Below are 7,719 nucleotides of genomic sequence, written 5' to 3'. Positions count from 1 at the left end.
CGCGTACGGCGATCTCGCCGCGGTTGGCAATGAGAACCTTGGCGATTCGAGGCATGGATGCCAGCCTACCGAGCGGCAACCCGCGCGATTTGGGTGCATCGCACAAGAACGGTCGAAAAACGTGGGCGTCCAACTACAAGGGGTTTCGCCCCTGCGTCACCCCTCGTGCGAGCCGCCCGACGGTGAGCTGCGCAGCCAGAGATCCGTCCATTCGATTCCGAGCTCTCGCACGAGCCGTCGCAGCCTCGACAGTGACATGCCGACCACGGTCGACGGGTCGCCCTCGACGCGATCGATGAACGGTCCGCCGAGACTGTCGATCGTGAAGGCGCCGGCGACGTGCAGGGGCTCCTCCGATGCGATGTACGCGTCGATCTCGGCATCCGTCAGATCACCGGCGAAGAAGACGGATGCCTCGGCCACCCCGTGCGCCTCGCGAGGCGACTCGCCCGGCCGCACGCGCACGACGGCGTGCCCCGAATGCAGAACCCCCGAGCGCCCCCGCATCGCATGCCAGCGCTCGCGCGCGGCCTCGGGCGTATACGGCTTGCCGAGCACGGCGCCGTCGAAGAGGAACATCGAGTCGCCGCCGATGACGATGCCGTCGAAATGCGGATCGTCGTCGGCGAGGCGCGCCGCCACGTCCGCCGCCTTGCGCCGCGCCAGCAGCAGCACGTGCTCGTCGGGCTCGAGCGTGCGGCCCTCGGCGGCCTCGACGGTCGCGATCACGGCGTCCTCGTCCACGTCGGGCGCGAGCGTCAGGGGTTCGATGCCCGCCTGCCGAAGGAGCATGAGCCGGGCGGGGGATGTCGAGGCGAGGCACACGCGCATGCGCCCACCGTACCGGCGGGCGGGGCGTGTGCCGTGTCTCGGGCTCGCGTCATGAAAGGGTTGGAACGTGCAGTCCCCCGACCTCATCGATCTCGACGTCACCGGCGTCGCCCACGGCGGCGTGTTCGTCGCCCGGCACGAGGGCCGGGTCGTGTTCGTGCCCGACGCGATCCCGGGCGAGCGCATCCGCGCCCGCCTGACCGAAGCCGGACCGGATGCCGACAAGCGGCGCTACTGGCGTGCCGAGGCGATCGACGTGCTCGAGGCGTCGCCTGACCGGCGGCCCCACGTGTGGCGACAGGCCGACATCGACACGCCGCCGGAGCAGCGGCCCGGCGGAGCGGACTTCGGACACATCCGCCTCGACGCGCAGCACGCGCTCAAGCTGCAGGTCATCCAGGACGCGTTGCAGCGCATCGGCGGGACGGACGTCCCCGTCACGCTCCAGGGCGCGCTCGCGGAGGTCTCCCCGCAGGGCGAGGTGATCGGCGAGGAGACCGAGGACGGCACCGGCTGGCGCACGCGCGTGAGCCTTCACGTCGACGCGGACGGGCGCATCGGGCCGTACGCCGCGCGCAGCCACCGCGTGATCGAGGTCGAGGACCTTCCGCTCGCGACGCCGGACGTCGAGCGCGTCGCCGTCGAGCTGCGCGACATGCCCCCTGGCCGGGTCGACCTCGCGCAGCCGGCGGACGGCCGCGTGCGTGTGATCCCGCGTCCCGAGCGTGCGCCGCGCGGGGCACGCCCCGGCGGGCGACGCGGTCGTGCGAAGGCGGGCGGGGCGCGGCATCCGTCACCACCTCCGGCCTCCGCGAAGCGCGATCCCGCACGCGAGGTCGTGGTCGAGCGCGTCGGCGGGCGCGAGTTCCGCGTGGACGCGGGAGGGTTCTGGCAGGTGCACCGGCTCGCGGCCCACTCGCTCACGTCGCTCGTGTCGTCGCTCCTGCGCGAGACGCGTCCCGACGGCCCCGCGATCGACCCGGATGCCTGGCACCTCGACCTCTACGGCGGGGTGGGCCTGTTCGCGGCGACGCTCGGAGAGCTGGGCGGCGCCTCCACGCGCGTGACGAGCGTCGAGTCGGATGCGCGCGCGACCGAGCACGCGGGCGAGAACCTCGCGGAGTGGGTGGGTGCGCGCGCCGAGACCGCGCGCGTCGACCGCTGGATCGCGCGGCTCGCCGACGAGGCGTCCGCCGCCGAGCGTGAACGCCTGTCGCGCGGCGTCGTCCTGCTCGACCCGCCGCGCTCGGGGGCGGGGCGCAAGGTCGTGGAGGGCATCGTGGCGCTGTCGCCGGCGACCGTCGTCTACGTCGCGTGCGACCCGGTCGCGCTCGCGCGCGACCTCGCGACGTTCCGCGTGGGGGGCTATGAGACACCCGCCGTGCACGCGCTCGATCTGTTCCCCAACTCGCATCACGTCGAGGCGGTCGCGGTGCTCTCCCGTGCCGATTCTCGCGGTTAGGCTGTCGCCATGACGCGCGTCGCGCTCATCGATGACCACGAATCCGTCCGCCTCGGACTCGAGGCGGCCTGCGCACGGGATGCCGACATGACCGTCGTCTTCTCCGGCAGCACCGTGACGGACTACCTCGACTGGCGCACCTTCAGCGGCTCCGCGCCCGCCGACGTCGTGGTGCTCGATCTCACGCTCGGCGACGGCACGACGGTGACCGAGAACGTCCGCCGCGTCGTGAGCGACGGCTCGAGTGTCATCATCCACAGCGTCGCCGACCGTCCCGCGGCCGTGCGCGAGGCGCTCGCCGCGGGGGCCGCGGGCGTCGTGAGCAAGGCGTCGCCGATCGACGACGTCATCGCGGCGATCCGCACCGTCGCGTTCGGCGAGCCCCTCAACAACGTCGAGTGGGCGAGCGCCGTCGAGGGCGACCGCGCCTTCGCCGACGCGCAGCTCTCGGCGCGCGAGCGCGACGTGCTGCGGCTGTACGCCGCCGGGCTGCCGCTCAAGGTCGTCGCCGATCGGCTCGGCGTCGCGTACTCGACCGCGAAGGAGAACATCACGCGCGTGCGGGTGAAGTACGTGGAGGTCGGACGCCCCGCACCGACGAAGGTCGACCTGCTGCGCCGCGCGCTCGAGGACGGGATCCTTTCGGAGTCCGGAGACGACGCGACCACGGGTGGAACGCGTGACCGCTGACGCGGCGGGAGTCGCCCTCGACGAGGCTTGGGGGCGCATCCCGCAGACGCGCGAGACGACGGGGGGCTTCGGCTCCTTCACGAGGCAGCGCATCGAGCGCGTCATCTCCCTCGTCATCGGACTCGGATGCCTCGTGCTCGGCACCCAGTCCTTCATCAACGCGCTCGCGCCCAGTGAGGAGATCGCCGGGTGGCATCTGCCGCTCATGATCCTCGCCTTCGTGCCGCTCGCGGTCATGCTCGTCGCGTGCGCGATCGGTCGGGGCGTTCGCCTGTTCGCCGCCCTCTACCCGATCTCGTACTGCCTGGTCCTCCTGCTGTGGCCCGCGGCGACGGCGGGTGTGCCGGTGACGTCGCCCACGGAGCCATGGATCTGGTACCTCGTGAATGTCGCGACGGTCGCGGCGATCCTCGGATACCCGCTGCCGTGGCAGATCGCATGGACCGTGCTCGTGCCGCTCCTGTTCGGCGCGGTGCGGCTGCTGCAGGCCGGTGTCGTCGACGTCGCGTTCGACGTGTGGTTCACGATCGCGCTCGACGTGTCGTTCGCCCTGATCCTCGGCGGCGTGCTCGTGACCCTCGGGTGGGTGTTCCGCTCGGTCGCGTCGAATGTCGACGAGGCGCGCGCCCTCGCGGTCTCGTCCTATGCGCGGGCGGCCGCAGCGGATGCCGCGGAGCAGGAGCGCGTCGCCGTCGCCGCGCTCATGCACGACAGCGTGCTGGCCGCGCTCATCGCGGTGGAGCGGGCGCACACGCCGCGCGAGCGCGCCCTCGCGTCGACGATGGCGCGCGAGGCGCTCACGAGGCTCGCGAACACCGAGCACGGCTCGGAGGAGGGCACGGACGACCCGAAGGACGCCGCCGCGATCGTCGCGGAGATCGAGCACGGCGCCGCCGAGCTCGGACTCGACCTCTCCGTCGCACACGATCTCGATCCCGCGACGGGCGCCCTCCCGGGCCGCGTCGCGCGGGCGCTCTCGCTCGCGGCGACACAGGCGATCGCGAATTCGGTCCAGCACGCGGATGCCGCGGGGCTCACCGTCGAGGTGAGCTCGTCGGCCAACCCCACGAAGCTCCGCATCGACGTGCGCGACACGGGCAAAGGGTTCGACATGGAGCGCGTACCCGACGACCGCCTCGGCATCCGCGGCTCGATCATCGCGCGCGTCGGCGCCGTCGGCGGCACCGCGAGCATCTCGTCGGGACCGTCCGGTACGAGCGTGCGGCTCGAATGGCCGGGGGAGGACCTCGCATGATCAGCGTGCGCAATGTCCTCGCCGGGCTCGGAGTCGCGTTCACCGCCTACCTGGCGGTGCGCGGACTCGTCTGGACGGCGCCCGTCCCGTCGCCGCTGCTCATGGTGATCACGTTCGCGGTGTATCTCGTGGTGACGTGGCTGTGCATCTTCTTCGAACCGCGCCCCGCGCAGGCATCCGGGCCCGCGGGCAATGAGGACGTCCCGCTCACGGCGGGCCCGCGCGGACCGGTCAAGCTTCCCGCGTGGGCGGCCACGGCGGCGCTCGTGTGCGCGGTCGCAGTGCCGACGGCGGTGTCGATCGCCGTGGGGCCCCAATCGCGGTCCGCGACGTTCGCGACGTGGTACCTCGGCGGCATCGGCGCGCTCATGGTGATCGTCATGGTGCGGCGCCGCCCGTGGGTCGCGTGGGCCGGGATCGCGGCGCTCGCGATCGGGTCGATCGTGTGGATGGGCCCGATCGACGCGCTCTCGCTCGGGCTCGTCGGCTCCGCCGTGTGGGTCGCGGCGGCGCAGCTGCTGCTCCTGTCGATGGACCGGGCCGCGCGCGACACGTCGCGGCTCGCGGGGCTGCAGCGGGCGGCATCCGCGTGGCAGGCATCGCAGTCGGTCCGGCAGCGCGAGCGACGCGTGCAGGTGCAGCGCGCTCTCGTCGTCGCCGGCCCCGTGCTCATGCGCGCCGTCGCGACGGCGGGGGAGCTCGACGAGAACGAGCGCCTGCAGGCGCGTGTCGCCGAAGGACGCCTTCGTGACGAGATGCGCGGTCCTCGACTGCTCGACGACGCCGTGCGCGCCGAGCTCGAGCGGGCGCGCCGACGCGGCGCGACCGTGACGGTGCTCGACGAGGGCGGTCTCGAAGACGTCGACACGTCCGCGCTCGCCATCATCCGCGCGCAGCTCGCCGACACGCTGCGCACCGCGCGCTCCGACCGCATCTACATCCGCACGTCGCCGCACGAGCGCGTCGCGGTCACGGTCGTCGGCCGCTCCGCGGCGGGCGCGGGCCTGTCCGACGAGGACGCCGTCGACCTGTGGGAGGAGATCCCTCTGCCGCGAGCGGGCGAGGGTGAGGGCGAAGGCGAGTAGCAGCCGGCGCGGCATCCGGCGCTCGGCCCGCGTCTTGTCGCAGGGACAAGCACGCTCCCCGTCCCGGCGGGGGAGGGGAGCCAGGGCGGGGAGCGGAGAAGAAGAGGCGAGGGGCGGCGAAGCCGCCCGCCCCTCGCCTGCGGACGGTTACCCGAAAACCGTCCGCTCTGGCCGAACCTGACCGACACCGAGAACCGGAGGGCAGGTCAGCCGAACGCAGAGCGTTCCAGCACTTCAAGTATCCGACCCGTCAAGTGTCCCGTCTGTAGGTATTTCGGGGGACAAATCCAGGCTTCACGGGGCGTCAGCCCTGCCAGCACGGCAGGGCGCGCGACCATCCCAGCTCGCGCGGCAGCGGCCTGCGCAGGGCGCGCTGCGAGACCGACCACGCCGAGCGCGTCGGTGGGTCTTCGGCGACCGCGTGCCTCGCCTCCTCGGCGTACGCCTCGGTGACGACCGCGACGAGCGCCGCCAGTTCGTCCTCGGTCGGCTGCCCGCGCAGCACCTCCACCGAGATCGCGTGGTCGTCGTGCTCTGCGAGGGTCACAGCGGAATGTTCCCGTGCTTCTTGGGCGGAAGGCTTGCGCGCTTGCCGCGCAGCGCCCGCAGCGCCTTCGCGATCGCGACGCGGGTCTGCGCCGGCTCGATGATGCCGTCGAGCTCGCCGCGCTCGGCCGCGAGGAACGGCGAGGCGACGTTGTACGTGTACTCCTTCGCGAGCCGCGCGCGGACGGCGGCGACGTCTTCGCCCGCCTCCGCGGCGCGCTTGATCTCGCCGCGGTAGAGGATGTTGACGGCGCCCTGACCGCCCATGACCGCGATCTCGGCCGTCGGCCATGCGAGGTTGATGTCGGCCCCGAGCTGCTTCGAGCCCATGACGATGTAGGCACCGCCGTACGCCTTTCGCAGGATGACCGTGACGAGCGGGACCGTCGCCTCGGCGTACGCGTAGAGCAGCTTCGCTCCGCGTCGGATGACGCCCGTCCACTCCTGGTCCGTGCCCGGCAGGTAGCCGGGGACGTCGACGAGCGTGACGATCGGAATCGAGAACGCGTCGCAGAACCGCACGAACCGGCTCGCCTTCTCGCCCGCGTCGATGTTGAGCGTGCCGGCCATCTGCGACGGCTGGTTCGCGATGATCCCCACGGACCTGCCCTCGATGCGTCCGAACCCGATCACGATGTTGGGCGCGAACAGCGGCTGCACCTCGAGGAAGTCCTCGCCGTCGACGATCCCGCGGATGACCTGGTGGATGTCGTAGGGCTGGTTCGGGGAGTCGGGCACGACGTGGTTGAGCGCGCGGTCGGCATCCGTCGTCTCGAACTCGAACTCGGTCTCGTAGACCGGCAGCTCCGACATGTTGTTGTCGGGGAGGAAGCCCAAGAGGGTGCGCACGTAGTCGATCGCGTCGTCTTCGTCTTCGGCCAGATAGTGCGCGACACCCGAGCGGGTGTTGTGCGTGTGCGCACCGCCGAGCTCCTCCATGCCGACGTCCTCGCCGGTGACCGTCTTGATGACGTCGGGGCCGGTGACGAACATCTGGCTCGTCTTGTCGACCATCACGACGAAGTCCGTCAGCGCGGGAGAGTACACGGCGCCGCCCGCTGCCGGGCCCATGATGATCGAGATCTGGGGGATGACGCCCGACGCCTGCGTGTTGAGGCGGAAGATCTCGCCGTACTTGCCGAGAGCGACGACGCCCTCCTGGATGCGCGCGCCGCCCGAGTCGAGCATGCCCACGACGGGGATTCCGTTGCGGAGCGCGAACTCCATGACCTTGATGATCTTGTCGCCCGCGACCTCGCCGAGCGAGCCGCCGAAGGTCGAGAAGTCCTGCGCGTAGACGGCGACCGTGCGCCCGTGGATCGTCGCGACGCCCGTGACGACGGAGTCGCCGTAGGGGCGCGATCTGTCCATGCCGAACGCGGTCGTGCGGTGGCGCACGTACTCGTCGAGCTCGACGAAGCTTCCGGGATCGACCAGCAGATCGATGCGCTCGCGGGCGGTGAGCTTGCCTTTCGCGTGCTGCTTCTGCTGCGCCGCCTTCTCGGCGTCGACCACGGCTTCCTGGTAGCGCGAACGGAGGTCTGCGATCTTGCCGGCGGTCGTGGAGAGGTCGGGCGCTTCGGTCACGCGTTCCACCTTATCGACGCGCTTTGCGCCGCCGTTGGAGGGATCGCACAAGCGCCTGTCCGATCCGCTGTCCGATTCGGCGGAGAGACGGATGCGGTAGCACCGGCCTGCCCGGGTCTAGCTGTACTGCCCAGGCAGGTTGTTTGAGATCCGGCTGATGGGCGGGAGCTTCCCGATCGCAGTGTGGGGCCTGTGGTGATTGTAGAAGTGCAGCCAGGCGGGCAGGGCTGCGCGGCGGGCTGATTCGCTGTTGTAGTGCTTCA

General features: G+C 71.5%; 8 protein-coding genes. 4 read left to right on the top strand and 4 right to left on the bottom strand.

Annotation, left to right across the window (positions count from 1 at the left end; all coding sequences use genetic code 11):
* Window positions 1-156 precede the first annotated feature (156 nt).
* Window positions 157-831: a Maf family protein gene (locus VFF97_RS04815; RefSeq protein ID WP_325032359.1), complete on the bottom strand. Its 675-nt coding sequence runs from the start codon at window positions 829-831 to the stop codon at window positions 157-159.
* Window positions 832-898: 67 nt separating this feature from the next.
* On the opposite strand from VFF97_RS04815, the gene VFF97_RS04810 reads away from it, so the two are divergent.
* The 4 genes from VFF97_RS04810 to VFF97_RS04795 are packed head-to-tail and all read left to right on the top strand — an operon-like array spanning window position 899 to window position 5,323.
* The gene (locus VFF97_RS04810; RefSeq protein ID WP_325032358.1) at window positions 899-2,293 is read left to right on the top strand and encodes a class I SAM-dependent RNA methyltransferase; all 1,395 of its coding nucleotides are present in this window, start codon (window positions 899-901) and stop codon (window positions 2,291-2,293) included.
* 9 nt (window positions 2,294-2,302) lie between these two features.
* Complete coding sequence (locus VFF97_RS04805) at window positions 2,303-2,983, top strand: response regulator transcription factor (protein ID WP_325032357.1); 681 nt, start codon at window positions 2,303-2,305, stop codon at window positions 2,981-2,983.
* Window positions 2,973-4,238, top strand: a complete 1,266-nt coding sequence (locus VFF97_RS04800; protein WP_325032356.1) for a sensor histidine kinase — start codon at window positions 2,973-2,975, stop codon at window positions 4,236-4,238. Before VFF97_RS04805 ends, VFF97_RS04800 begins: the two co-directional genes overlap by 11 nt.
* On the top strand, window positions 4,235-5,323 hold the full coding sequence (locus tag VFF97_RS04795) for a hypothetical protein (protein ID WP_325032355.1): 1,089 nt from the start codon (window positions 4,235-4,237) through the stop codon (window positions 5,321-5,323). The genes VFF97_RS04800 and VFF97_RS04795 overlap by 4 nt, the downstream gene beginning before the upstream one ends.
* Window positions 5,324-5,627: 304 nt before the next feature.
* Here VFF97_RS04795 and VFF97_RS04790 read toward each other — a convergent pair whose 3' ends face one another.
* From VFF97_RS04790 to VFF97_RS04780, 3 genes are all read right to left on the bottom strand, one after another.
* Entirely contained in the window at window positions 5,628-5,870 is a 243-nt protein-coding gene (locus VFF97_RS04790; protein ID WP_325032354.1) for an acyl-CoA carboxylase subunit epsilon, read from the bottom strand.
* Window positions 5,867-7,465: an acyl-CoA carboxylase subunit beta gene (locus tag VFF97_RS04785; protein WP_325032353.1), complete on the bottom strand. Its 1,599-nt coding sequence runs from the start codon at window positions 7,463-7,465 to the stop codon at window positions 5,867-5,869. Before VFF97_RS04785 ends, VFF97_RS04790 begins: the two co-directional genes overlap by 4 nt.
* A gap of 108 nt (window positions 7,466-7,573) precedes the next feature.
* Window positions 7,574-7,719: integrase core domain-containing protein (locus VFF97_RS04780; protein ID WP_325032360.1), on the bottom strand; the 146-nt coding region annotated here is incomplete at its 5' end.

It is taken from the genome of Microbacterium sp., from assembly GCF_035687345.1.
GTDB lineage: Bacteria > Actinomycetota > Actinomycetes > Actinomycetales > Microbacteriaceae > Microbacterium.
Note: the sequence above shows the minus strand (reverse complement) of the source record. Positions and strands in the feature narration are given on the sequence as shown.

Coding starts and splice junctions, on each gene's coding strand:
- VFF97_RS04805 (WP_325032357.1), top strand. CDS start 2,303: ATGACGCGCGTCGCGCTCATCGATGACCACGAATCCGTCCGCCTCGGA.
- VFF97_RS04815 (WP_325032359.1), bottom strand. CDS start 831: ATGCGCGTGTGCCTCGCCTCGACATCCCCCGCCCGGCTCATGCTCCTT.
- VFF97_RS04795 (WP_325032355.1), top strand. CDS start 4,235: ATGATCAGCGTGCGCAATGTCCTCGCCGGGCTCGGAGTCGCGTTCACC.